Source organism: Nocardia asiatica NBRC 100129 (assembly GCF_000308415.1).
GTDB classification, from domain to species: Bacteria; Actinomycetota; Actinomycetes; order Mycobacteriales; family Mycobacteriaceae; genus Nocardia; species Nocardia asiatica.
On record NZ_BAFS01000473.1, the window covers coordinates 27,226 to 50,931 of the forward strand.

Here is a 23,706-nt window from a genome sequence, read left to right on the forward strand (position 1 = left end):
AAGTCACCCACTCGCGCACCCATATTCCCAGCTGACAGATTGATCGGAGCATCCGGAACCAGGCCGGCTCCGGCGGGCCTACCGGTTCGGACGAGGCACCGCACGTGCGGTCCGGTGTCGTGCCGGACCGACGTTCACCCGACCCGATCGGCCGCGGCGCCGACCGGATGACCGACTCGTCCGGTGGCGGTGAGCGGCCGGGCGAGACGGCCGACGCTGTGCAGGTGGCGCAACGCCTGCACGTAGGAGCCCGCGAGGCTGGTCTCGCAGTAGGGCAGCCCGAGTTCGGCGCAGAACTCCGCGACCATCGGCTGCGCTCGGCGCAGGTTGGGGCGGGGCATGGACGGGAACAGATGATGCTCGATCTGGTAGTTCAGGCCGCCCAGGGCGGCATCGGTGAACCAACCGCCGCGGACATTGCGGGAGGTGAGCACCTGGAGTCGCAGAAAGCCCCTGGAGTCGGCGGCCGTCAGCACTTCCATCCCCTTGTGGTTGGGCGCGAAAGTGCAGCCCATGTAGAACCCGAACAGGCCTTGGTGCACGACGATGAAGACCACCGCCTTGACCGGGGACAGGACCAGGAACACGGTGCAGAGATACCCGGTGGCGTGCGCGGCGAGCAAGAACGCCTCCCAGGCGCGATGCGGGATCGCCCACCGCAGCACCGCACGGGCGCTCGCGTAACGCAGGCTCGCGCCCTCCAGAAGAAGCATCGGGAAGAACAGCCAGGCCTGGTTCCGGAAGATCAGCCGCCGCAGGCCCCGGCCCGTGCGTGCTCGATCGCCGGAGTGCGCCAGCACCCCCATGACGTCGGGATCCGCGCCCTCGGTGTTCGGGTGTGCGTGGTGCCGGTTGTGATTACTGGTCCACCAACCGATGCTCACCCCGATGCCGAGATTGCCGAAAAGCACTCCGTACAGGTAGTTGGCACGCCGGGTGACGAAGATCTGCCGGTGTCCGGCGTCATGGCCCAGGAAGGCGATCTGGGCGAACACCACAGCCAGGAACACGGCGACGCCCAGTTGCCACCACGAGTCGCCGACCCACACGAACGCCGTCCACCCGGTCGCCAACGCCCCGCCGGTGATCGCACTTCTCCAGAGGTAGTACCGCAATCGCCGTTCCAGCAGCCCCGCTGCCCGCACCCGCCGCCGCAACACCGCATACTCGCTGCCGCGCACAGACACAGCACTTTCCATCACCACGGGCCGCCTACCGTCCTGCTCTCGTCGTCATCCGCCGGACCTCATCCGACCACTGGTGCCCGATCGGAAGTCGAGCACAGAACAGCTCGACCGTTGGGAACAACAGGATGCCGCGCTCGGACCACCACTAGGTAAACACATGCACCGGTCCGTCACACATCCGCGTGACATTCCGCGTCCGCGAACCGGCGGGTCGCACCTCCGAGGCTGCCCATCGCAGCTCCCGCCCCGGTGCCGCAGCCGCGAAGACACTGAAGAGCAGGCGATCTCGGGACGGAGCGCATGCCCACCGTCGGGGGATGGGTGTTCCCGACAGTCCTACGACGGCAGCCCGCCGTCACCGCACAGCGGGAAGGCGGCGGGCCGGCGCTGATCGGCCTTCTACATGGTGATGACGATATTGCCTCGGGCGTGGTGTGCCAGCATGTGGGCGACCGCTGGGGCGGCTTCGGCGAGTGGGTAGGACTTCTCGATGATCACCTTGACGTCGCCGGATACCAGCAGGGCGGCGAGATCGTCGAGGGTCCGGCGGGTGGGGAGACAAGTGGCGGTGCGGACGTCGGTCGAGCCCCAGCGCATCGTCTTCGCTCGCGCGATCCTCGGCAGGCTGCCGAACAGCCCGCCGCCGGGGCCGACGCTGTTGGGGATGAGAGTTCCCCCGGCTGTCAGCAGTTGGGCTGTTCTGGCCGGCGGGAGGTTCAACACGTTGTCGAGGACCACGTCGTAGCGTCGGGTGCCGTGGGTGTAGTCCGTTCGGGTGTAGTCGATGACGTCGTCCGCGCCCAGCGCTTGGACGAACTCCACGTTCCGTGCGCTGCACACGCCCGTGACATGGGCGCCGAGTGTCTTGGCGATCTGTACCGCGAAAGTGCCGACACCGCCGGACGCGCCGTTGATCAGCACACGTCTGCCCGGCCCGGCCCGTCCCACGTCTCGGATCGCCAGCAGCGCCGTGACACCCGACATGACGGCTGCCGCCGCCTCCTCGAAGGACAACGCGGCGGGCTTGGCGATCAGTCGAGACGCCGGCGCCACGGTGTATTCGGCGAACGCGCCGACCGGCGACTTCGCGCTGTCGTCCCACAGCGAACCGAACACCTCGTCCCCCGGCCGGAAGTCGGTCACGTTCTTGCCGACGGATTGCACGATTCCGGCGACGTCGCTGCCCCGCACCGGCGCCGACGGTCCTCGGATCCCGAATTGCAGCCGCAACACGTACGGGACTCCGGTCACCGCGAGCCAGTCCGGGGTGTTCACGCTGCTGGCCCGCATCCGGATCAGGACCTCGTCGTCGCCGGGTGCGGGCCGGTCGATCTCGTCGAGTCGGAGTACGTCTCCGGGCAGGCCGTAGCCCCGCTGGACGATCGCCTGCATCCTGGCTCTCTGATCGCCGCCGGATGCGTCGGGTGTGATCGCGTTCGCCGATGCCGACATGGTGTCCTCCTCGAATGGCCGGTGCCGGGCCGCCGGTGCCGGCGGGTATGACCCAATCTTGGCGATCCGGCCGGTGCACCACATCGGACGAGCGGTTCGATCCGGATCGGCCGAGAGGCCGATGGCGCGCTGGTACTTTCGGCCGATGCGCGCGATCGGTCAGCGCTGGACGCGGCGGGTCTCGTAGGCCCAGATGACGATCTCGACGCGGTTGCGCGCGCCGAGTTTGGCCATCAGGCTCGCGATGTGGGTCTTGACCGTGCTGAGGCTGATGTACAACTCCGCGGCGATCTCGTTGTTGGTGCGCCCCCGTGCCACGGCGGCCAGGATCTGTTCCTCGCGGTCGGTGAGCGCGATAGTCGGCTGGACCTGCGACGCGGCGGGGCCGCCCGCGGCGAAGGCGGCGAGCAGTCGCGCGGTGACGCTCGGGGCGATGAGCGCGTCGCCACGCGCGGCGGCGTGGACGGCCTGGGTGAGCATGGCGGGCCCCGCCTCCTTCAACAGAAATCCGCGGGCGCCTGCCCGCAGCGCCGCGTAGACGTACTCGTCGAGGTCGAAGGTGGTGATGACGACCACGGCGAGAGGGTCATCCACAGTCGGCCCGGCCAGGCGGCGGGTGGCTTCGATACCGTCGACGCCCGGCATGCGGATATCGAACAAGCACACGTCGGGCCGCAGGTCCAGGGCGAGTGAGACGGCCTGTTCGCCGTCGGCCGCCGCGCCGACGACCTCGATGCCTGGTTGGGCGTCGAGGATCATCACCAGTCCGGTGCGGACGATCTCCTGGTCGTCGGCCACCACCACGCGCAGGCTCGCGCCCCCCGGCTCCCCGGCCCTCATGCCGCGCCTTCGCGGGGCAGCACTGCCGTGACGGTCCATCCCCGTCCGGGATCCGGGCCCGCCGCGCAGGTGCCGCCGAGCAAGTCGGCGCGCTCGATCATTCCGGCCAGCCCGTATCCCGGTGATCCCATCGAGCGCGTGGGTGTGCCGTCGTCGCGCACGACCAGCCGCACCGCCGTGTCGTCGGCGGTGACCCGCACCTCGATGCGGGTGGCGTGTCGAGCGTGCCGCACGGCGTTGGTGACCGACTCCTGGGCCAAGCGGTAGATCGCCGTGCCGAGGGTCGCGGGCAGATCGGTGACGTCGCCGCTGATCTCCACGTCGACGGGCGGACCGGCGCCGGTGTGCTCGGCAAGCCGATCCAGGTCGGCGATGCCGGGGTTGGGCGTGCGGTCTCCTTCCGCGAACGGCTGATCTCCTCGGAGCACCCGCACGATAGCGCGCATCTCGGCCAGCGCGAGCGCTGCCTCGGACTCGATGAGGCGCAGAGCGTCGACGGCGGCGCCAGGGGTGGACTGCGCGGTCGCCAAGCCCGCCTGCGCGCGAATCGCCATGGCCGACACGTGATGCGCGACCGTGTCGTGCAGGTCGCGGGCCAGTCGTTCGCGTTCGATCAGTTTGACCTGGTCGAGTTCACGCGCCTTCGCCCGGGCCCGGTACCGGAACGCCAGGCCCAGCGCGACGGCCGAGGACAGCACGACCAACCCACCGGCGACATCGGCGACCGGCGGACCGCCCGCGAGCATCGCGATGCCCGTGGTCGCGAAGACGAGCACCGATCCCGTCACGATGTCGCGCCCGGACCCCCACCGGAACAACGCGTACGGCAGCAGCAGCATCGCCCCCATCGCGGCGATGTCCGACTGATCGCCACCCAACAGCACGGTCGTCGTGGCCGACCCGGCGAAGGCGGCACCGACCATCAGCAGCGGCCTGCTCCGGCGCCACAACAACGTGGGCATGATCGCGACCGCGACGACAACCCAGACGATCCGATGCGAAAGATCCTGCCGCATCGATCCTTCCAGCAGCACGAGCCCGATGAACACCCCGACCAGCGCCCAATCCCGCCAGGACCGCCGCGGCGGATTCGGCGCGTGGGGCTCGTACCACACCGAGCGGAGGAGTTGACGCACGCCTCAATGATCTCTTCCGGACCCGAGGGAGGAAAACCGGTGCGGAGTTCGGTGGTTCGGCCACCGGCATCCGGCGCACGCGGATGGCGGTACTCGGCACGCCGCGGATGCTGACAGGATGTAGGCGTGCTCGCGCCGAACACTCTGAACTCGATGCGGACGAGGGTGTCCTCGATGTACGTGCTGGCCACGCTGATCGTCCTGGCCGTGGCCCTGCAAGCGCCTTTGGTCCGCGCGGTCGGTTCATCGGCGCGATTACAGACCGCGGTGACGGTCTTCGCGGGTGTGTTCGTGCAGGCGGTGCCGTTCCTGGTGCTCGGGGTACTGGTCAGCGGCGGTATCGCGGCCTTCGTCTCGCCCGCTGTGCTGCGCAGGATGCTGCCGCGCAACGAATCCGCCGCGGTCGGCGTGGCCGGGCTGGCCGGTATGGCGCTGCCGGGATGCGAGTGCGGGGTGGTGCCGGTCGCGCGGCGGCTCACCGAGCAGGGGGCGCCGGGTTCGGTGGCGCTGACCTTCATGCTGTCCGCGCCCGCGATCAACCCCGTCGTGCTTATCGCCACCGCGGTCGCGTTCCCCGGCGAGCCGGGTATGGTCGCGGCGCGCTTCACCGGTTCGCTGGCGACGGCGGTGGTGATGGGGCTGATCTGGTCGCGGATCGGGCGTCCGGCATGGCTGCTGCCCAGCGAAGGGCACGACCACTGCGCGGCGGGCCGCACCCGCTGGGAGGTCTTCACCGAGGCAGCCCGCCATGATCTGTTGCAGGCCAGCGCGTTTCTGGTCCTCGGCGCGGCGGCCGCCGCCGCGCTGCACGTGCTGGTTCCGCCCGCCTGGTACGAACATCTGGCCGGTCAGATGCTCGTGGCCATCTTGGTGATGGCGGTGCTGGCGATCGCGCTCGCCCTGTGCTCGGAGGCCGACGCGTTCGTCGCGGCGAGCATGTCGGCGCTGCCGCTGCTGCCGCGACTGGTGTTCCTGGTGGTCGGCCCGGCGATCGATGTGAAGCTGTTCGCCATGCAGGCGGGTTCGTTCGGGCGCTCGTTCGCGATGCGGTTCGCGCCCTTGACTTTCGTGGTGGCCGTGGTGTGCGGCACCCTGGCCGGTTACGTCTTCCTCGGCGGCGCCCGATGAGGCGGGAGACGCAGAACCTGCTGTTGCTGCTGGTCGGCGGCGCGGTCCTGTGGACCGCGCTCGACGGCTCGTACCTGCGCTACGTGAAGCCGAGCCTGCACCCGTACCTGGTGATCAGCGGCGTGGGATTCGTCCTGCTGGGGCTGGTGGCGATCGTGCGTGACATCAGACGCGGCGCGGCGACCGCCGCCGAGGAGCACGGTCACGCGCACGGCAGCGGCCGAGTCCAGTGGCTGCTGTTGCTTCCCGTCGCCGCACTGCTGCTCATCGCGCCGCCCCCGCTGGGCGCCGAGGCCGCGCTCACCAGTTCCCGGGTCCAGGTGGTGCCACGCGATTCGCCCGACGCCGGACCGCAGCGGTGGCCGTTCCCGCCACTGCCCGCCGAGGACGTTCCGACCCTGCGGCTCGTCGACCTGGTGAACCGGGCACTACTGGACTCCGAGCACTCCCTGGACGGCCGTGAGGTGATGATCAGCGGATTCGTCCTGCGGCCGGGCGATCTCGGGCAACAGGAACCCGATACCGCTGCGATGGACCTCGCACGAGTGGTGATCACCTGCTGTGTGGGCGATGCCCGGTACGTGCAGGTGCACTTGGCCGGGATACCCGAGGCGATCGAGGACGACGCGTGGCTCGAGGTTCGCGGCGTGGTCGAGCCGGGCAGCGCGCAAAACGATCCCGACCTCGTTCCCACCCTCCGCGTCACGAGCTATCAGCGGGTGGCGAAGCCGGACCACACCTACGAACAAGATCGGTGAGGGGGCGGCGGCGAACCGCTGCGCCGGGTGGGTATCACTCACTGCCGCGCCCGGCGGGCTTTCGACGGCCGATACGGGCGCGTTGGGTGGCGAGGTGTGGCGCTGCACCGCTGCGAGCAACCGGCACCGGCACGGTTAGATGAACAGTGGTATCCGGCAACGGCAACAGAAAGGCTCGGACGCTATGGCGATCGACGGTCTCGGACGGTTCGGAGTATGGCGCGGCTACCTGGGGTTCACGCCCGAAGAGGCCGCTGAACTGGAGAAACTCGGCTACAGCGCGCTGTGGCTCGGTGGGTCGCCGCCCGCTGACCTGCCGGTGGCCGAATCGCTGCTCGAGGCGACCGAGACGCTGATCGTCGCCACCAGCATCGTGAATATCTGGACCGCCCCGGCCGCCGCCGTCGCCGAATCGTTCCACCGGATCGAACAGCGCTTCCCCGGTCGTTTCCTGCTCGGGATCGGCGCGGGTCATCCGGAAGCCAATGAGCCGTACCGGAAACCGTACGACGCGCTGGTGCGATACCTCGATGAACTCGACGAGGCCGGGGTGCCGAAGGACCGGATGGCCTTGGCCGCGCTCGGGCCGAAGGTGCTGGAACTGGCGCGTACACGCACCGCCGGCGCGCTGCCGTATCTGGCCCCGCCGGAGCACACCGCGCGGGCGCGCCAGCTCCTCGGCTCCGCACTGCTGGTGGCGGAGCAGAAATTCGTGCTCGACGACGATCCGCGGCGGGCGCGGGAGGTGGGCAGGCAGATGGTGAAGATGTATCTCGGCCTGCGCAACTACGTTTCGAACCTGCGGCGGCTCGGCTTCTCCGAGGAGGATGTGACCAAACCGGGCAGTGACCATCTCATCGATGTGCTCGCCGTGCACGGCAGCCCCGTCGAGGTCACCGGGCAACTGGTCGAGCATCTGAAGGCGGGTGCCGATCATCTCGCGCTGCAGGCGTTGGGCGAGGACTATCTCGGCGCGCTGCGCCAACTCGCGCCGCTGCTGACGGCGGCGGACTGAATCACCGCGAGGCGGCGCGACGGTAGGCCTGCCGAGATCGAGAGGTGAACCCGAAATGTCGCGGGCTCGGGATCTGCGGTGGTACCGCACCGGTCCGGTGAATGGGCTCGGCGTCTATGGGGACAACTTCGTGCCAGGCGTGACGCCGGAGTGGATTTACCTCGAGGTCGCCCCGGAAGCCGCTACCGTCCGAGTGGGTGCCGGGGTGCCCACCCCCTGAGGGCGCCCCTCCCCCACCCGGGGGGTGGGCACCCTCCACCCCCCGGGGCCCCTGTGGGGGCTTGTGTGAGATACCGGCCTGCTCCGCTCAGGCCGGTTACCACGGACATTCCGCGCTTCGACCGAGCGCGGGAGTATCGATACCCGGTCCGATCCCGACCCGAGGGCGTCACCGGACTCCAGCTGCGCACCCAGCGCACGGGTAGCGAATCCATCACCGACGGTTGCGCTTCCGCGCCGCAGCACGGCGCGGCCGTGACACTGGCGACCGCGACGAAGTCTATGCTGCTCCGCCCCTGGTCTTTCCGATGCCCACCGTCCATGACCGATACTGTAAATCCCCGAGGGGGCCGCTGACGAGAGTTCGCTCGAAGTTGGCCCGTGACCGGTATTCCTCGGCGGCTTCCTGTCGGTCAAGCTCCCGCTGCGGATGTGCCTCGAAGAATCGTCAGCAGGCGGGCGATGGAGCGTCGTCGAGCAGAGCGAGGTCGACGGTCTCCGCCATCGCCCGATAGCCCGCGAGGCTGGGGTGCAGGCGATCCGGGCTGGAATAGACATCCCGCAGCACGGACGGGTCGGCGGGATCGCTTAGTGCGGCGTCGAAGTCGACGATGCCGTCGGCGCGGTTCTGGGTACGTATCCAGGCATTGATCCGCTGCCGGTCGATCTCGCTGCGGGGTGCCAGGAGTACACCGTCGACAACGGCGTCGGAGGCGGGGAGCAGCGTTCCCAGCCAGATCTTCTTGCCGTGCCGGTGGGCCGTGGTGATGAGCTGCTCGTATCCAGCGATCATCGCGGTGGCCTCGGCGGACGGCGGAATCCGTCGGCGCCCGCCTGCGCGGTGAGATCACCGCTACCGGCTGGAGAGTAGAACGAGGTGGCGTTGGCATTCCAATGCTCGGTCGGCGGCCCCGCCGCATCGGGAACGTAGATACTCACCGCGACCGGGGCGAACGCCGCGACATCGAACGACACCGGATCACTGACGACATCGGCTCCGGGAGGCCAGGTGGTCGCCGCCTTCCCGTCGAACAGCACCGGCACAGCATTCGCCACCGCCGCGCCCGACAACTGGTTGGCGATGCTCACCCGTTCGAATGTCACCGGAGTCAGCCCGAACCGGTTGGTCAGATGCACACGTAGCGTCGATCCGCCCAGATGCGGAGTGATGACCATCCGGAAACTCTGGTTGTCGACCGCGAGTGGAATCGGCCCTCCGGCCGCGTCGAGCGGAGTCACCGAATCGGTGGGGCTGGACATCCATGACGCCACGAAATGCTCCCCGCCGCATCGGGAAGACTCCGCTCGGGCCGGGGCGGGATCGCCCGCGGCAGCGCACGCCGCGAGCAGGACGGCCGCGACCAGCATCGCCCCGCGATGACGGGCAGGCCGACTTCGCGTGCGGGCCACAGTTTCGCCCGAAGTCGCGGGGGCTGCCGCAAAAGGTCGCATGATCTTCACCTCTTATCGACGGATCGGGACTCAGATCCGGCTGCCGATGTCGCGGGCGACGATATTGTCCAGTGCGCGTTCGGCGACCGCGGCAATGGTCATCGACGGGTTGCACGCCGCGGTGTTGCCCGGCATCAACGCGCCGTCCAGGACGTAGAGCCCCGGTTGGTCGTGGACGCGGCCGTCGAGGTCGCAGACAGCGCCCATGCTCGCTCCGCCCAGCGGATGCCAGGTCGACGGGAAAAGGGCGTTGGTATCGATCAGCATGCCGTCCGGGCCCGCGATCCGGTGCACGGCAGGGCCGATGTGATTGTCCTGGATGTAGTTGTCGCCGTCGGCGGGCCAGTGCAGGATCGCGTCGTCGCGTGCGGAGTCGTAGGTGAACGCGCCACGTCCGTCGCTGACGCCGTATCCGACCAGCATGGTGCTGCGCGGGTCCAGCGACAGCGGCGGGATGGATGCCTGGATCACGGTATGGGCGGCGTGCGGATCGTCCCAGTTCTTGCTGCCGAAGACCACCGGCCCACCCTGCGGCGCACCGAATTCGGCCGAGGGATCGGTCCAGACGTAGATGCGGTCCGCGTTGGTGCCCCAGCCCTGCCCCACCTCGTCGGGCAGATCGCGGATGAGCCCCTTGGCGCCCGCACGCACCAGCAGCCGGGTGGTGTTGAGACTGCCCGCCGCCAAGATCAACGCGCCGGTGGTGAGGACCTTGTTCTCGATCACCGCACCGGTCGTGTCCAGGCGCTGCACGTGTACGATCCACCGGCCGTCGGATGCGCGTTCGACGTCGGTGACCTCGTGCAGGGTCTGCACGCGCACCAAGCCGGTGGCCTCGGCGGCGGCGATATAGGTGACATCGACCGAATGCTTGCCGCCGTTGTTGACGCCCATCGCGCCGTCGCCGTTGGTGTAGGACGGCTTCATCTCCCCGCGCAATTCGGCCAGCGCGAAATCCCAGTCGATCGGCATCGGTATCTTCGACAACGGCATTCCGGCCCGCCGGACACGGTCTGCGAATACTCGTGCCGCTCGGTAGTTCTCGCTGGCGATCAGTTCGTCGGGGGCCTCGGCCAAGCCCAGCATCCGAGCCACTCGCGGGTAGTGGACCCTGTTCATCAGCGCCCAGTCCAGTTCCGGGGGGAAGTGGGTGTCGAAGACCTGACGCGTCGGTTGGAGCGACATCCCCTGGTAGACAAGAGAACCGCCGCCCAAGCCCGCCGCGCACAGGGCGGTCATGTGCACGCCAGGCACCGCTTCGACCAAGCCGGTGTATTGCTCGAACACCATCGGACGGCCGAAAAGATTCGGGCTGGACCGACACCACAGCAATCGTTTGTCCGGTGACGAAGCACGCGGGAAGGTTTCGGCATTCGGCCCGGTGGTCCAGCGCATCCCGCGCTCGAGCACCGTCACGGGTATACCCGCTTGTGCCAGGCGCAGGGCGCTGACTCCCCCACCGAAGCCGGAGCCGACCACCACCACGCGGTGCTCCTCGTAGGTCAGCGCGATGTTGTTCACCTGCGCGGCGGCGGGGGCGGGCGCGCCGAGCGTGCGGGCGGCCAAGGCCGCGGCACCGGTGGCGGCGACACCGGTCAGCAGTGACCGGCGCGAGATTGCTGTCATGACGGATCCTTCAGGGGTGAATACATGTCGAACCAAGTCCTGAACGCCGTGCGAGCTGGGCCTTTCGACCGCACGGAACAGGTGGATGTGCGCGTGGCACGGCAACGTCGGCCGCAAGGCGGCAAATGTCGACTGAATTGGTCGTAGATCTGGTCGGCGCCGATTCGATCTCGGCGCGAGGACCGTCAGTCGAATGTGCAGCCGGTGACGGGTTTACCCGCGAGGCGATCGAGCAGGTAAGTGACCGCGTTGTCCGGACCGAAACCATCGATCATCTCCGGACCGAAATGATTCGGAATGGTCGTACCCGGAAGGATCGGCGGCAGATCGTTGGTCCGGAACGTGACCGCGGCCCCCTTCGCACACCAGTCCTCGGCGAGACGACGCGCCTGACCATAAGGAACGGTGTCATCGTTCAACCCACTCGTGATCAACACCGGCGTCGCCGGAGTCAGACTGCCGATGCGCAGTTCCGCCAAGGCGGGAGCGGCCTCGGGGATCGCCGCGAGATGCTCACTCAGCGAACGACCGTCATTGGTCAACGAGCTGGTCTTCAAAAACGCGTGACGGGTGATGATGTCACCGATGCACTCGTCGCTGAGCGTCTCCAACATCGCACGCCCCGCCGGACTGGTCACCCGGTCGACCGCCTTCTGCAAATCCGGATAACGCGCCAGCAAACCGTTGATCGCGAAGCCGATCGCGCCACTGATCAAAGCACCATCGATGCGCTCCAGAATCGCGGCCAGATCCGCCACCGGACCACCCGCCCACGTACCTTTGAGATTCAGCTCGGGCGCATACTCCGGCTGCATCTCCGCCGCCGCCGCAGTCGCACCACCACCCTGCGAATAGCCCCACAACACCACCGGGGTCTCCGGCCCGACACCCGCCAGGTTGTGAGCCGCGCGCACCCCGTCCAACACCGCATGCGCGGCCTCTATCCGGTTGGCATAAGTATGAATACCCGGCGTGCCCAAACCGATGTAATCGGTCACCAGAACCCGCGCACCCAACCCACTCCACACCGCCGAAGCAGGCAACTCCTGATTCGCCGACAACCCCGGAGACGGATCAGCGAACACCGTCAAACCAGTCGAAAACGCGACCGACATCGCACAGCGGTCCCCCTGACCCGAGGTTCCCGGACCGATCACCACGGTCGGACGAGGGCCCGGCCCCTGCCACGGACCTGTGGCGTCGATGAACGTCCCTGACACCGCCACCGGCGACCCGTCCTGCAACCGCGACGTATACATCACATGCTGCGCCTTACCCGGCCACCCCTCGACCGTCGGCACCGTCGCGAACAAACTCATCGGCGCCGTCTTCACGATCGCACCCCGCTCCACCGGAATCACCGCAGGCGGAACATAGAAATCGCTCACCGGCGCAGCCGCCGCCTCCTGCGTATCCATCCCCACCACGGCCACCGTTGCGACACAGACCACCGCCACCGCCGCCGCCACCGGAACGGCCCAACGCCGCCACCTCGGTTGTGAACGCCGCCCATCCTGCTGAAGCATCCAAGACTCTCCATGTACACCACCCGGCCTCGTCGCCAAGTGTCCTGCGTCGCAATAGCCGTCCGACATGAAGTGGGTCACAGCATGCGATCCACGGAACGGTAACATGGTTACCGCCAAGTTGGAATCAGGTGATGGCTATTTCTTCCCCTGATCCGCGACGGCAGTTCGACTCGCCCGCGCACCGCACTATGGCCGATTTCCGCCGCTCGGCGACCGCGGGCAAGGCGCGGCAGCCCCTGCCCGACATGCCACCGCACCCACTCCGTGTGAAGCAGGCGCCGGTGGGTAGGCCACGAGCGTGACCGAACCCGGAAACCGGAACGCACCCGAATTGGGCGACCAGACCGATACATCTCAGCCCGACGACCTGGATCTCGAAACCCGCGAAACGCCGGAGAACGAGGACGTGAACGAGGCGGCGGGCGCCGTCGAACCGCCCGACTGAGCGCGGTTTCACCCACGGCGGCCGGGGAATTCCGGCCGCATGGGTATCACCGTCGCCGTCACCGGGCCGACCGGCGAGATCGGCATCTCCACCGTCACCGCACTCGAAGACGACCCGGCGGTGGACCGGATCGTCGGGATGGCCCGTCGGCCGTTCGACCCCACCGCCCACGGCTGGACGAAGACCGAGTACCGGCGCGGCGACATTCTCGACCGATCCGCCGTACGAGCCCTCGTCTCGGATGCCGACGTGGTGATCCACCTGGCGTTCGTGATCATGGGCTCGCGCGAGGAGAGCGCGCGAGTGAATCTCACGGGCACCCGCAACGTCTTCGAGGCCGCGGTGGCCGCCGAGCGGGTCCGCCGGCTCGTCTACACGTCCTCGGTCGCCGCCTACGGCTACCACCCGGAGAATCCTTCGCCCATTACCGAGGATGTGCCGCCCCAGGGCTCGCCCGAACACTATTACTCCGAGCAGAAGGCCGCGTGCGAGGCGGCGCTCACCGAGATCACCGCGGGGTCCCACCTCGAGGTCTTCGTGCTGCGACCGTGCATCGTGGCCGGCCCGAAAGCGCCGGCGTTGCACGATGTGCCGTGGGCGAAGCTCCCCCGGCCCCTGCGCACCTTGGCGCGGTCCAATCCCCTGTTCAAGCCGCTGATTCCCGACCCGGGCCATCCGCTGCAACTCGTCCACCACGACGACGTGGCCGCCGCCATCGCGCTGGCCGCCACAGCCGACGCACCGCCCGGCGCCTACAACATCGCCGGCGACGGCGCCCTCACTTTGTCCGACGTGGCGACCGCACTGGGCGGCAGGCCGGTGCGCGTTCCCGCGGTCGCCGCCACCGCCGCTTCGGCGGCCATCGCCCGCCTCCCGTTCGTGCCGGCCACCCTGGAGTGGCTGCACATCATGCGCACGCCCGTGGTCATGGACACCAGTCGCGCGAAGCGAGAACTCGGCTGGAAGCCGGCGCACACCGCCGCCGACACCCTCGCCGCACTCTCCGCCGTCCGCTGAACCCTCGGACCGCCGAACCGCTGCAACCCGACCGTTTCGGCCCGCTCCGCCCGATCACCGAATTTCCTTGCCGCCATTGATCGTACCGTCGTGCAACGGTACATTGAGCGCGTGACGCTTCCGGTAGTCGCGCCGCGGTCGGCCCGCTACGAAGACCCTTTCCGAGGGCGCTATCGGGGAGTCTCGCGTATCGGCGAGGCAGAACAGCGAGAGGTGCCTGCACCGCCGTGGTGTTTCGGCCCAATTCTCACACCGCGTGGCCGTCGCGCTCTGCGTGTACGGCCCACAACAGGGACTGAGCATGCAGAACGACGAGGCAAGCCAGATCAGGTACGTCGTCAGACGACTCGTACAGTGCCATCCGGAGGTCCCCCCCGAGGCCGTGGCATTGGTCGTGCGACGAACCCATGAACGCTTCGGGCGCGCGTCCGTGCGCGAATTCGTGCCGTTACTCGTCGAACGCCGCGCGGGGAGAGAACTCTCCGCGACCTCGGGCTGGGATGAGCCGACGGTGCAGAACGAGGCAGACCGCGCTCAAGCGGAGGTGTTCTTCGACCTGCTCGTCGCGGAGGCGGACGAACTGGACTCCTTCATCGCGGCGATGACGCGCACCGGGTCGTCGAGCCCGGCGGACCGTGTCACCGAGTTGCGCAGGCTCCGTACCGAGTTGCACGAGGTGCTCCGCTGCATCACTCAACTGCGCGACCGGTTCCCCGGAGTCGCCTCCGACGGCTCGCTTCCGCCGAGGGAACTCGCCCACCGGTCCGCGAGCCCGAGCGGAAACGATCCGGCGCCCGCATCTCAGTGACCTGCCTCACACAGTGTCAGGATCTTCGCTCTCCCGGTGTCTTGTGTACGACCCCAGCGGAGCGAAGGAGACACCATGAGCAAGAAGACCCACGTGGTCGTGATCGGCGGCGGATACGCCGGAGTGATGGCGGCCAATCGTCTGACGCAGCGCGACGACGTGACGGTGACGGTGATCAATCCGCGCCCGCTGTTCGTCCCGCGATTGCGTCTGCACCAGTTGGTCGGCGGGACCCACGATGCGGTCGTCGACTACGAGGAAGTCTTGGCCGTGGGCGTCCGGCTGATCGTCGACAGCGTGACGCGGATCGACGCGGCCGGGCGCACTGTGACACTGGCGGAAGGCGGCAGCCTCCGCTATGACTACCTGATCTACGCGGTGGGCAGCGGCAGCGCAGGCCCCCGAGTGCCGGGCGTGGCCGAGTTCGCTTACCCCATGGCGACTTTGGAGGCGGCGCAGCGGCTGCGGTCGCTGCTCTTCGACACACCCATGACGGCTGCGGTGACAGTCGTCGGCGGTGGTCCCACCGGCATCGAGACCGCCGCGGAGTTGGCCGAGCGAGGGCGCAACGTGACGCTGGTCTGCGGAGGTGTCCTCGGCCCGTACTTTCACCCCCGGGCTCGACGCACAGCCCGCAAATATCTCGCCGAGTTGGGAATCGACGTGCTGGAGGGCCCCGACGCGTCGGTCGCCGCAGTGACCAGGGAGGCCGTGGAACTCGGCGACGGCCGCACGTTGGCGAGTGAGGTCACCATCTGGACCGCGGGCTTCGGGGTACCCGATCTGGCGGCGCGCAGCGGACTGAGCACCGATCCCGCGGGCCGGCTGCGCACCGACGAGACACTGACCAGCGTCGACGACGAGCGCATCGTCGCGGCGGGCGATTCGGCGGCACCGTCGGACCTGCCGTTCCGGATGAGCGCCTACGCCGCGGGTTGCCTCGGCGCCCACGCCGCCGACACCGTACTGAGCCGGATCGCCGGTGAGCCGCCCGCGCCGATCGATCTGTCGTTTTCCGCCATGTGCGTCAGCTTCGGCCGCCGCACCGGGATCTTCCAGCTCGCCCACAAGGACGACACCGCGATGCGGCTCTACTTCAGCGGGGCGGTGGGCAAGAAGCTCAAGGAATTGTCCTGCGCCTTCAGCGTTCGGCACCTGGTGACCGAGGCACGCAAGCCCGGCTCGCACTCCTGGCCCAAGGACGGCAAGCACCGGCCGGCTCTGCTGCGGGCCCAGCGCGGCAGCACGGCGGCGCCGGTCGCGTAGGTTCGCGCCCATATGCCGGTGACCTGAACCGCACGAGGTGCGGCAGCGCCCCGCAGCGGGGACAAGCTGCCGCACAGGGCGATCGGCGACGAGGCCGGATCGCAACGGCCACCACAAGACACGGGAGAGGACTCCATGGACACGACAAGTGAACCTGGGGGGCGGCGACCGGTAGGCAGCGCGGCAGCGAGCCGCGACCACGCGACCGTCGAGGCGACGAAAACGTTTGTCGCCCATCGCAATCTGCTTTTCACCGTCGCCTACGAGCTGCTCGGGTCGGCGGCCGATGCCGACGACGTCCTGCAGGAGACCTGGTTGCGGTGGGTGGGAGTCGACGCGGCGAACGTCGATGACCCGCGCGCCTACTTGGTCCGGATCACGACTCGCCAGGCGCTCAACCGGATGCGTTCGATGAAGCGCCGCAGGGAAGCCTACGTGGGCTCCTGGCTACCGGAGCCACTGCTCACCACGCCGGATGTGGCCGCCGATGTCGAACTCGCCGAGAGCGTGTCGATGGCACTGATGCTCGTGCTCGAGACATTGACCCCGACCGAGCGGGCGGTGTTCGTGCTCAGGGAGGCATTCGGGATGGGCTACGACGAGATCGCGGCCGCGATCGACAAGACTCCCGCCGCCGTGCACCAGGTCGCCCACCGCGCCCGCCGCCACGTCGAAGCCCGCAGGCCGCGCCACGCGGTTACCGCGCGCCAGGCCGCAGCGGCTGTCCAGGCGTTCCAGCGCGCGCTGGAGACCCGGGACCTGCAGGGCCTGCTCGACGTCCTCGCTCCGGACGTCGTCGCGATCAGCGACGGCGGTGGCATCAAGCAGGCCACGCCGCGTCCGATCACCGGCGCCGACAAGGTGGCCCGCTTCATCGTCGGCGGACTCACCAAGAACGACGTCCCGTTCACCGTGGAGGCGACCACGGTCAACGGCAGCCCCGCACTGGCTCTGCACTTGGACGGGCAACTCGACGGCGTCATCGCGATGCGCGTCGAGGACACCCGGATCACGGGTCTCTATTACATCCGTAACCCGCACAAACTCACCCACATCGAATCCGAGACCCCCCTCGCCCTGCGATGACCACCCACTGTTCGAGGAGTGAACATGACCCCGCGGGCGCCGCTCGCCACTGATACACGTTCGTCACGATGGCCGACGGTGGCCGGAGCAGTCGTCCTGCTCACAGCGATAACCGGTTTATTGCTCACCGCCTTCGCCTGGCCGTCGGTGCGGTCGTCGGTACACGATGTGCCGATCGCCGTCGCCGGGCCGGCCACCGCGGTCGCACCGATCCGCACCGTCCTCGAGCAACGTCTGCCCGGCGGCTTCGAGATCACCGAAGTCTCCGACACCGCGGCCGCGGAACAGCTCATCCGCGACCGCGAGGTCTACGGGGCGATCGATGTCAGCTCCGGCCCCCCGCAAGTCATCATCGCCTCCGCCGCCGGCACCGCCGTCGCCCAGACCCTCCAGACCATCGCGAACGGACTCGGCCAGGCGAATGTGCCCGGCCCGCCGGTCCGCGACCTCGCCCCCCTGCCCGCCGGCGACCCACGCGGCGCAGGCTTGGCCGCAGGCGCCCTGCCGCTGGTCATGGGCGGTCTGCTGGCCGCTGTGCTGATGACCGGGCTGGTCCGCGGCTCCGGACGCCGGGTGATCGGCGCACTCGCCTTCGCGGCGATCGGCGGTTCGGCCGTGGCAGCGATTCTGCAGTTCTGGCTCGGCTCACTGAGCGGTCCCTACCCGGCGAACGCGGGAGCCGTCGCGCTGACCATCGCGGCGACCTCGCTGACCGTCCTGGGGCTGGAATCCCTGCTCGGAAACCTCGGCATCGGAATCGGCGCCGTCGCCATGATGCTCATCGGCAACCCTCTCTCCGGTGCGGCTACCGCACCGGAGATGCTCCCCGGCTGGTCCGGCAGGCTCGGTCAGCTGCTGCCTCCCGGGGCAGGTGGCCAATTGCTGCGCTCCACCGCCTTCTTCGACGGGCGCGGAGCCGTCCAACCCGTCATCGTACTGGTGACCTGGTTCCTGTTCGGTGTCCTACTGTGCCTGGTAGGCGGCCTGCGCGCACGACGAGCCGCCACTGTCGCGGCGGGACTTCCGACCGGCGCCCGGAGCGCGGGCGGGTACGAAGTCCACGATGCGCAGGCTGACGTAGCGACCTGACCAGAGACGACTTCGGTTCCGTCTACCGGTATCCGCAATCGCGCGGGTCCGGCTCTGAACAGGTCCAGCGCGAGTCGCGCCCGGCGCGTTCACGTCAGAAGTGCGCGGCTCCGCCGTCGATGGAGAGCGGCACCGCGGTGATGTACTTGGATTCGTGGGCAGACAGATTCCGGCATTGGCGATCACGATGTCGAGCCTGCCCAGTTCGGCGACAGCGGCGTCGGTGGCCGAACGCATGGCGTCGATATCGCGAACGTCGGTGACGGCGGCGACGTTCGGCCGCCCGCCTCCTTCACCTGCCGCACGGTCTCGTCGAGGTCCTCGGGGGTGGGCGAGTCGTAGGGCACACCGGGCAGCGGGCCGGCCAGGTCGATCGCGACGATGTCGGCGCCTTCCCGGGCCAGCCGCACCGCGTGCGCGCGGCCCTGACCGCGCGCCGCGCCGGTGATCAGCGCTACCTTGCCTGCTACACGTCCTGCCATGACGGATCCTCTCAGACGCGAATGAGCGACGGGTCCGCGGCGAACCCACCGGAGACGGTGACCGGCGCGGCGCGCATCCCGGCCGCCGCGTCGGTGAGGAAACAGCCCAACGCGGCCCAGTCGGGCTCCCGCTGCCCCGCCGCGACCTCCGCTTCGTAGGCGGCACGATTCGAGCGCCGCCGTGGCCCGCCCTGGGTCGGTGGGGTCACGGATGGACGGGAGCGTGGCTCCCGCCCACCCTCGCAGGGCTCAGCCGTTGCGTTCGCCGACGACGTCGACGACCCAGACGATGCCGAAGCGGTCCCGCAGCATCCCGTATGCGGGCGCCCAGCCCGCCGGGCCCATCGGGATCACGACAGCGGCCCCATCGGACAGTTTCTCCCAGTAGCCGGTGACCTCCTCGACGGTCTCGCCCCGCACGGAGACGAAGAACGAGTTCTCACCACGGTCGTAGTCCATCCGGGCGGGCACGTCGTAGGCCATCACATGGAAGCCGTCGGCGGCGAGCACCTGGCCCCACATCACCCAGCGGGCCTCGGACTCCTCCTGGACGCTCCCCGCGTCCTCGTATGTGACGACGGCGAGGTGGCCGCCGAACACGGACTGGTAGAACTCCAGCGCCGCGCGAGCTTCACCGCGGAAATTCAGGTGGGTGGTGGTCGTGAGGGACAAGGTCGCTCCTTATTTCGACTCGATGCCTGACGGGGACAACAGTCGCGTGAGAAGCGGTCAAACAGTGTCCTCTTCTTCGGGCAGGATGAAAAACATGCCGAAGACCTCAGCGAGACTGCTGGCGCTGCTGTCGTTGTTGCAGGCGCGCCGGGACTGGCCGGGGACGCTGCTGGCGGAGCGGCTGGATGTCAGCCCACGCACCGTGCGCCGCGATGTCGACCGCTTGCGCGAACTCGGCTATCCCATCGTGGCGGTCAAGGGCCCCGACGGCGGATACCGGCTCGGCGCGGGCACCCGACTGCCGCCGCTGCTGTTCGACGACGAGCAAGCCATCGCCCTGGCCGTCGCGCTCCAGATCGCCACCACCGCGGGCCCCGGCATCGAGGAAGGCGCGGCGCGGGCACTGCACACCGTCCGTCAGGTCATGCCCGCACGGCTGCGTCACCGCATCGATGCCTTGCAGGTCACCGCCGTCACACGGCCGGCGACCCGACCGGAGCCCCAGGTCGACAGCAGCGTGCTCATGGTGCTCAGCGCCACCGTCCAGGCTCGCGAAGTGCTGCGGTTCGACTACGCCACCGCATCCCAGCCGGAAGCCGACTACACCTCGGCCCCGCCGCGCCGGGTGCAGCCACACCACCTCGTCACCTGGGACGGGCGCTGGTATCTCGTCGCGTGGGATCTCGACCGCGACGACTGGCGCACCTTCCGCGTCGACCGGATCACACCGCGTGTCCCCACAGGACCCCGCTTCACTCCGCGTGAACTGCCCGGTGGGGACGTGGCCGCCTTCGTTGCCAGCAGGTTCTCCGGCTCCGACGGCTCGGGCGGCCTACCCTGCCGCGGCGAGGTGATCCTCCACCTTCCCGCTGCCGTGGTGTCCCGCTACACCCGAGACGGGATCGTCGAGGAGCTCGGCCCGGACCGCTGCCGGCTCATCTCGGGCTCGTGGTCGTGGCCCGGCTTGGCCGCCGCCATCGGCAGGTTCGACGCCGACATCGAAGTCATCGGGCCGACCGAACTCCGAACCGCCTTCGCACATCTGGCCCACCGCTACGCCGACGCAGCAGATTCGAGTCCCCCTCGAGCCGATGAGTGACGTGCTCACCCGCACGATGGTCCTGATCACCGGCACAACCGAGAGAACCAGGCCAGGAGAACACGGCACCAGGCCGGGCATCCCTGCACTCGATGAGAAACGAGGCCGAGCGAACAAAAGGCCGCTCGGCTGTCTCCTCTCGAATCTCCGACGAGTCAATATTTTCCGCTTCGCTTACAAGGAACGGATCGACGGCTCGTCACTGGACCAGCCAGCAGGGCGATGTGATGTTCGTACTCCGACGGTTTCGGGGCGAACCGCTCAGCGTTGACGCCAGCTCAGCGGCCCCGGCAGGTCGACGCTGTTCTTCTTGCTGCGGGAGTTCCACGACCACGGGCCGATCTTGATACCCCACGAAGACAGACCCGACTGGGTGAAATTGAACTTCAGCGGCCCGAAGGATTTGCGCTGGCGGTATCTGATAGGCATGAGCGGCCTCCCTGACTCACATCCCCGGGGACAACCGATCAGGTTATCTCCCATGACTTTACCGGTCAGGCGACTGAATACCCACCACCGGCCCCGGCAATCCCGCCCACCGCGAGGACTGGAGCAGCTGGCCCGATGGTCGGTCACCAGGCCGGCTTCCGGTGACCGAGAGTTTGTGACCCATTCGAGACCGGTGGGATCGGTGCTGTCGTCCGGCCGGTGACCGCCGAACGCATCAACCTAACAGCGAATACTTGGCGAATCGATAACCGGGCGGGTCGACGAGCCGCCCGCGATGAATCACCGGCTCGAGTGCGCGTCCGTCGTCCCGACCGTGGCCGTGGCGAACCGAAAGACCAGATCACCGAAGGAAAGGACGCAGATTCTCATGCGCGGCACCATGATTCACGCCCCCGGCGACATCCGCAGCGAACAACTGCCGGATCCGATCATCACCGTCGGCACCGACGCGATCATCCGCACGGGCGCCACCTGCGTCTGTGGATTGGACCTGTAGCCATACCGCGGCATCGAACCGGTCGAGCACCCGCATCCGATGGGACACGAATACGTCGGCATCGTCGAAGAGGTCGGCGACCAGGACACCACGGTCAGCCCGGGCCAGTTCGTCATCGGCTCCTTCGCCACCTCCGACAACACCTGCCCCAACTGCCGCAACGGCTACCAATCGGCCTGCGTGCACCGCGAATTCATGACCACCTGCCAGGCCGAGTACGTGCGTATCCCGCACGCCGACGGCACCCTGGTTGCCACCGAAGCCCGGCCCGACGCGGGCCATATTCCCAGCCTGCTGACGTTGTCGGATGTGATGGGCACGGCTGGTACGCCGCGGTCGCCGGAACGCCCCTTGCGCCCGTGCCGGGCTCACGACGCGTGCTCGACACGCGATCCGTCCGCAGACGAGCATTTTCCCATGACGATCCGCCGCGTTCGCCGCGCCGGCGGCTGCTGGAACTCTCCATTCTGCTCCGCACCCGGGGTCGGCGGTCGCGGTCCGACCCTGGTGATGAGCATGGGGCGGCCGTGCGAGGACGGCGGGCTGCTGCGATACGACTCCAGGTTCGCCACAGCATTGCCCGTTGAGTCGTAGCCGACGCCTGCCCAGATCATGCCTTTCGGCGCGCTTCCCTCGGCGACCAACGCCGCCGCCCGACGAGCGCATGCGGCCAGAAGGGTGCATCGGCCGCAGATACGCACGGATTCCTGCCATTGCGTCGACGTTCCGACATCCAGATCCCATCGTTCGGGGTTGTCGGCACACGGCGGCCGTCTCGGCCGCTTCAGCTCATGCATACCACCCAGTCCTCATCCGCGAACCCGCACCGGAGTGAATTCTGGGACTCATCGATGTGCCACGCATCGGCAAAATCGGCGGCTTCTCTACGTAGTCCTATTACCTACGTAGAGAAGCGACGATCGGAATATCCGTGCACCCACCGACAACGTGCGGTGACTTCGCTAACGAAGGTGCCCCGCGCGCACACGGGGACGCACGATCATCGGCAGCCGGTCGAGTTGCACAGTGGAGGCGGCGATCTGGCGCACATTCGCGCCCGTCACCGGCTCCAGCCGGACCCGCGCGGCCACGGTCGCCAAGATCGTGATCGCCTCGTACCAGGCGAAGGGCTCGCCGATACAGTTGCGGTTGCCGATGCCGAAGGGTTGGTACGCCCCACTGCGGGTGACCGATTTCCGGTATTCGGGGCTCCACCGGTCCGGGTCGAATCGCGCCGGGTCTTCGAAGTACTTCGGGTCGTTGTGCAACGCGTACGGCGAATAGACGATCGTGGCGCCCGACGGGATGGCGACCCCGCCGAGTTCGACGTCGGCGGTGGTTTCGCGCATGCCGAGCCAGGGCGGGCAGTAGCGGCGCAACGTCTCGGTGACGACCTTCTCGGTGTAGACCAGGTCGCGGATGTTGTCCGCGGAGACCGGCCCGTCGCCGAGTACGTCCACCGCTTCCTGTTCGAGCCGGTCCCGGATGTCCGCGCGCCGCCCGAGTTCGTGGAAGGCGAAAGCGAGTGTGTTCGAGACGGTTTCGAAGCCCGCCGCGTACATCGTCATGACTTCGTCCCGGATCTCGCGGTCGCTGAGCCCGGCGCCGTCGTCGAAGCGGGCCGCGATGAGCATCGAGACGATGTCGCCATGGTCCTCGCCACGAGTCCGGTACTCGGCGATGATCCGGTCGATGACATCGAAAAGCCGCCGCACCGCGGCATCGAAGGCGCGATTGCGCAGCGGCAGCCGCGCCAACCAGGGCATCATGGCCCGTTTCGGCAATTCGGCGACGATGACGGGGAACGCCCGCAGCGACTCGGCCACCAGTTCGTCGGCGATGTCGCTGGAGAACAGCGCCTTGGCCACGATCCGCATGGCCAACGCCCCCAACTCCCGGTCCAGCTCGATCTGCTGGCCGGCCTGCCATGCCGCGACCATGGTCGCGGTGCTGTCGGCCATGATGTCGACGTACCCCGTGACTCGCTCGCGGTGGAAGCCAGGAGCCATCAACCGGCGATGACGCATGTGCTTCGGTTCGGCCGAGACCACGAGTCCGTCGCCCAGCACCACCCGCATCGCGTCGAAGAACGGCCCTTTCTCCACGCTGTGCGCGACTTTCCCGCGCAGCAACCGATCGAGCAACTCCGGTGTGGTCACTACATAGGCATCGTCGCGGCCCAACTTTATTCGCACGATCGGATCGGGAAGCCGATGCAACTCGGCCAAGAATTCCAGCGGCCTGCGCTGCAACTGCACGCCGTGACCGAGGAAAGGCCAGGCTCGCCTCGGCGAGCTACCGGCCGTCGTGAGGACACTCATCATGAACTCCTGGATCGAATATCGAATTGCTCAGCAGGCTAGCCCGGTCGACAAGGACACTTCCCAGCCGTGAAACGTGCACCGAATACCGGCGATCGGGGTGCGGCACTCGGTCGGCGCTGTTACATATCGC

General features: G+C 68.3%; 22 protein-coding genes and 2 pseudogenes. 11 read left to right on the top strand and 13 right to left on the bottom strand.

The annotated features are described in order from the left end of the window. Nucleotides 1–134 precede the first annotated feature (134 nt). The 4 genes from ON27_RS38525 to ON27_RS38540 form a co-directional block, all read right to left on the bottom strand. Nucleotides 135–1,187, bottom strand: a complete 1,053-nt coding sequence (locus ON27_RS38525) for a fatty acid desaturase family protein (RefSeq protein WP_245560562.1) — start codon at nucleotides 1,185–1,187, stop codon at nucleotides 135–137. Between the two features lie 399 nt (nucleotides 1,188–1,586). Beyond that, nucleotides 1,587–2,639 (bottom strand): NAD(P)-dependent alcohol dehydrogenase, encoded by a 1,053-nt coding sequence (locus ON27_RS38530; RefSeq protein ID WP_245560563.1) that lies wholly within the window; start codon nucleotides 2,637–2,639, stop codon nucleotides 1,587–1,589. A gap of 159 nt (nucleotides 2,640–2,798) precedes the next feature. Further along, entirely contained in the window at nucleotides 2,799–3,479 is a 681-nt protein-coding gene (locus ON27_RS38535) for a response regulator (RefSeq protein WP_043738907.1), read from the bottom strand. Next, complete coding sequence (locus ON27_RS38540) at nucleotides 3,476–4,615, bottom strand: sensor histidine kinase (protein WP_043738908.1); 1,140 nt, start codon at nucleotides 4,613–4,615, stop codon at nucleotides 3,476–3,478. The genes ON27_RS38535 and ON27_RS38540 overlap by 4 nt, the downstream gene beginning before the upstream one ends. A 153-nt stretch (nucleotides 4,616–4,768) precedes the next feature. Between ON27_RS38540 and ON27_RS38545 the strand changes: the two genes are divergently transcribed. The 3 genes from ON27_RS38545 to ON27_RS38555 all read left to right on the top strand — a co-directional run bounded on the left by ON27_RS38545 (nucleotide 4,769) and on the right by ON27_RS38555 (nucleotide 7,516). Beyond that, on the top strand, nucleotides 4,769–5,743 hold the full coding sequence (locus tag ON27_RS38545) for a permease (RefSeq protein ID WP_043739002.1): 975 nt from the start codon (nucleotides 4,769–4,771) through the stop codon (nucleotides 5,741–5,743). Beyond that, complete coding sequence (locus ON27_RS38550) at nucleotides 5,740–6,501, top strand: TIGR03943 family putative permease subunit (protein WP_043738910.1); 762 nt, start codon at nucleotides 5,740–5,742, stop codon at nucleotides 6,499–6,501. The genes ON27_RS38545 and ON27_RS38550 overlap by 4 nt, the downstream gene beginning before the upstream one ends. A 184-nt stretch (nucleotides 6,502–6,685) precedes the next feature. Further along, a complete protein-coding gene (locus tag ON27_RS38555) occupies nucleotides 6,686–7,516 on the top strand; it encodes an LLM class F420-dependent oxidoreductase (protein ID WP_043738913.1) in 831 nt (276 codons plus the stop codon). Nucleotides 7,517–8,183: 667 nt separating this feature from the next. On the opposite strand, the gene ON27_RS45300 is transcribed toward ON27_RS38555, so the two are convergent. From ON27_RS45300 to ON27_RS38575, 4 genes are all read right to left on the bottom strand, one after another. Then, nucleotides 8,184–8,528 (bottom strand): GDSL-type esterase/lipase family protein, encoded by a 345-nt coding sequence (locus ON27_RS45300; protein WP_043738917.1) that lies wholly within the window; start codon nucleotides 8,526–8,528, stop codon nucleotides 8,184–8,186. Then, complete coding sequence (locus ON27_RS45305) at nucleotides 8,525–9,103, bottom strand: hypothetical protein (protein WP_043738920.1); 579 nt, start codon at nucleotides 9,101–9,103, stop codon at nucleotides 8,525–8,527. Before ON27_RS45305 ends, ON27_RS45300 begins: the two co-directional genes overlap by 4 nt. A 114-nt stretch (nucleotides 9,104–9,217) precedes the next feature. After that, nucleotides 9,218–10,813, bottom strand: coding sequence for a GMC oxidoreductase (locus ON27_RS38570; RefSeq protein WP_043738922.1), 1,596 nt, complete (start codon nucleotides 10,811–10,813; stop codon nucleotides 9,218–9,220). 185 nt (nucleotides 10,814–10,998) lie between these two features. Beyond that, complete coding sequence (locus tag ON27_RS38575) at nucleotides 10,999–12,339, bottom strand: lipase family protein (protein WP_083888156.1); 1,341 nt, start codon at nucleotides 12,337–12,339, stop codon at nucleotides 10,999–11,001. 301 nt (nucleotides 12,340–12,640) lie between these two features. On the opposite strand from ON27_RS38575, the gene ON27_RS44115 reads away from it, so the two are divergent. The 6 genes from ON27_RS44115 (at nucleotide 12,641) to ON27_RS38600 (ending at nucleotide 18,053) form a co-directional block, all read left to right on the top strand. Continuing rightward, entirely contained in the window at nucleotides 12,641–12,787 is a 147-nt protein-coding gene (locus ON27_RS44115) for a hypothetical protein (protein ID WP_169334589.1), read from the top strand. A 39-nt stretch (nucleotides 12,788–12,826) separates the two neighbouring features. Beyond that, nucleotides 12,827–13,804 carry an NAD-dependent epimerase/dehydratase family protein gene (locus tag ON27_RS38580; protein WP_043738928.1) on the top strand — a complete coding sequence of 326 codons (978 nt, stop codon included), beginning with the start codon at nucleotides 12,827–12,829 and terminating at the stop codon, nucleotides 13,802–13,804. Nucleotides 13,805–14,105: 301 nt separating this feature from the next. Then, on the top strand, nucleotides 14,106–14,612 hold the full coding sequence (locus tag ON27_RS40675) for a three-helix bundle dimerization domain-containing protein (protein WP_157227952.1): 507 nt from the start codon (nucleotides 14,106–14,108) through the stop codon (nucleotides 14,610–14,612). A 75-nt stretch (nucleotides 14,613–14,687) separates the two neighbouring features. Continuing rightward, nucleotides 14,688–15,878, top strand: a complete 1,191-nt coding sequence (locus tag ON27_RS38590) for an NAD(P)/FAD-dependent oxidoreductase (RefSeq protein ID WP_043738931.1) — start codon at nucleotides 14,688–14,690, stop codon at nucleotides 15,876–15,878. Nucleotides 15,879–16,013: 135 nt separating this feature from the next. Beyond that, nucleotides 16,014–16,964, top strand: a complete 951-nt coding sequence (locus ON27_RS38595; protein WP_043738932.1) for an RNA polymerase sigma-70 factor — start codon at nucleotides 16,014–16,016, stop codon at nucleotides 16,962–16,964. A gap of 78 nt (nucleotides 16,965–17,042) precedes the next feature. Continuing rightward, nucleotides 17,043–18,053 carry an ABC transporter permease gene (locus ON27_RS38600; RefSeq protein WP_218003123.1) on the top strand — a complete coding sequence of 337 codons (1,011 nt, stop codon included), beginning with the start codon at nucleotides 17,043–17,045 and terminating at the stop codon, nucleotides 18,051–18,053. A 156-nt stretch (nucleotides 18,054–18,209) separates the two neighbouring features. On the opposite strand, the pseudogene ON27_RS38605 reads toward ON27_RS38600, so the two are convergent. The 3 genes and pseudogenes from ON27_RS38605 to ON27_RS38615 all read right to left on the bottom strand — a co-directional run. Further along, nucleotides 18,210–18,535, bottom strand: a pseudogene (locus ON27_RS38605) (SDR family NAD(P)-dependent oxidoreductase); the annotation flags it as partial. An 11-nt stretch (nucleotides 18,536–18,546) separates the two neighbouring features. After that, a complete protein-coding gene (locus ON27_RS38610; protein WP_043738934.1) occupies nucleotides 18,547–18,744 on the bottom strand; it encodes a hypothetical protein in 198 nt (65 codons plus the stop codon). A 40-nt stretch (nucleotides 18,745–18,784) separates the two neighbouring features. Continuing rightward, nucleotides 18,785–19,207 (bottom strand): VOC family protein, encoded by a 423-nt coding sequence (locus ON27_RS38615; protein WP_043738936.1) that lies wholly within the window; start codon nucleotides 19,205–19,207, stop codon nucleotides 18,785–18,787. A gap of 94 nt (nucleotides 19,208–19,301) precedes the next feature. Between ON27_RS38615 and ON27_RS38620 the strand changes: the two genes are divergently transcribed. After that, nucleotides 19,302–20,306 carry a helix-turn-helix transcriptional regulator gene (locus tag ON27_RS38620; RefSeq protein ID WP_043738938.1) on the top strand — a complete coding sequence of 335 codons (1,005 nt, stop codon included), beginning with the start codon at nucleotides 19,302–19,304 and terminating at the stop codon, nucleotides 20,304–20,306. A 261-nt stretch (nucleotides 20,307–20,567) separates the two neighbouring features. On the opposite strand, the gene ON27_RS42285 is transcribed toward ON27_RS38620, so the two are convergent. Beyond that, nucleotides 20,568–20,735, bottom strand: a complete 168-nt coding sequence (locus ON27_RS42285; RefSeq protein WP_083888158.1) for a DUF4236 domain-containing protein — start codon at nucleotides 20,733–20,735, stop codon at nucleotides 20,568–20,570. A gap of 388 nt (nucleotides 20,736–21,123) precedes the next feature. On the opposite strand from ON27_RS42285, the pseudogene ON27_RS38625 reads away from it, so the two are divergent. Beyond that, nucleotides 21,124–21,593: pseudogene (locus tag ON27_RS38625) on the top strand (alcohol dehydrogenase catalytic domain-containing protein); the annotation flags it as partial. Between the two features lie 621 nt (nucleotides 21,594–22,214). Here the strand turns inward: ON27_RS38625 and ON27_RS38630 are convergent. Then, nucleotides 22,215–23,573: a cytochrome P450 gene (locus ON27_RS38630; RefSeq protein WP_043739011.1), complete on the bottom strand. Its 1,359-nt coding sequence runs from the start codon at nucleotides 23,571–23,573 to the stop codon at nucleotides 22,215–22,217. Nucleotides 23,574–23,706: the final 133 nt, after the last annotated feature.

What these genes read in the sequence shown, in the direction of transcription:
- ON27_RS38530 (WP_245560563.1), bottom strand. Translation starts at nt 2,639, where the DNA reads ATGTCGGCATCGGCGAACGCGATCACACCCGACGCATCCGGCGGCGAT.
- ON27_RS38535 (WP_043738907.1), bottom strand. Translation starts at nt 3,479, where the DNA reads ATGAGGGCCGGGGAGCCGGGGGGCGCGAGCCTGCGCGTGGTGGTGGCC.
- ON27_RS38545 (WP_043739002.1), top strand. Translation starts at nt 4,769, where the DNA reads ATGCGGACGAGGGTGTCCTCGATGTACGTGCTGGCCACGCTGATCGTC.
- ON27_RS38550 (WP_043738910.1), top strand. Translation starts at nt 5,740, where the DNA reads ATGAGGCGGGAGACGCAGAACCTGCTGTTGCTGCTGGTCGGCGGCGCG.
- ON27_RS38555 (WP_043738913.1), top strand. Translation starts at nt 6,686, where the DNA reads ATGGCGATCGACGGTCTCGGACGGTTCGGAGTATGGCGCGGCTACCTG.
- ON27_RS45300 (WP_043738917.1), bottom strand. Translation starts at nt 8,528, where the DNA reads ATGATCGCTGGATACGAGCAGCTCATCACCACGGCCCACCGGCACGGC.
- ON27_RS45305 (WP_043738920.1), bottom strand. Translation starts at nt 9,103, where the DNA reads ATGCTGGTCGCGGCCGTCCTGCTCGCGGCGTGCGCTGCCGCGGGCGAT.
- ON27_RS38570 (WP_043738922.1), bottom strand. Translation starts at nt 10,813, where the DNA reads ATGACAGCAATCTCGCGCCGGTCACTGCTGACCGGTGTCGCCGCCACC.
- ON27_RS38575 (WP_083888156.1), bottom strand. Translation starts at nt 12,339, where the DNA reads ATGCTTCAGCAGGATGGGCGGCGTTCACAACCGAGGTGGCGGCGTTGG.
- ON27_RS38580 (WP_043738928.1), top strand. Translation starts at nt 12,827, where the DNA reads ATGGGTATCACCGTCGCCGTCACCGGGCCGACCGGCGAGATCGGCATC.
- ON27_RS40675 (WP_157227952.1), top strand. Translation starts at nt 14,106, where the DNA reads ATGCAGAACGACGAGGCAAGCCAGATCAGGTACGTCGTCAGACGACTC.
- ON27_RS38590 (WP_043738931.1), top strand. Translation starts at nt 14,688, where the DNA reads ATGAGCAAGAAGACCCACGTGGTCGTGATCGGCGGCGGATACGCCGGA.
- ON27_RS38595 (WP_043738932.1), top strand. Translation starts at nt 16,014, where the DNA reads ATGGACACGACAAGTGAACCTGGGGGGCGGCGACCGGTAGGCAGCGCG.
- ON27_RS38620 (WP_043738938.1), top strand. Translation starts at nt 19,302, where the DNA reads ATGCCGAAGACCTCAGCGAGACTGCTGGCGCTGCTGTCGTTGTTGCAG.
- ON27_RS42285 (WP_083888158.1), bottom strand. Translation starts at nt 20,735, where the DNA reads ATGCCTATCAGATACCGCCAGCGCAAATCCTTCGGGCCGCTGAAGTTC.
- ON27_RS38630 (WP_043739011.1), bottom strand. Translation starts at nt 23,573, where the DNA reads ATGAGTGTCCTCACGACGGCCGGTAGCTCGCCGAGGCGAGCCTGGCCT.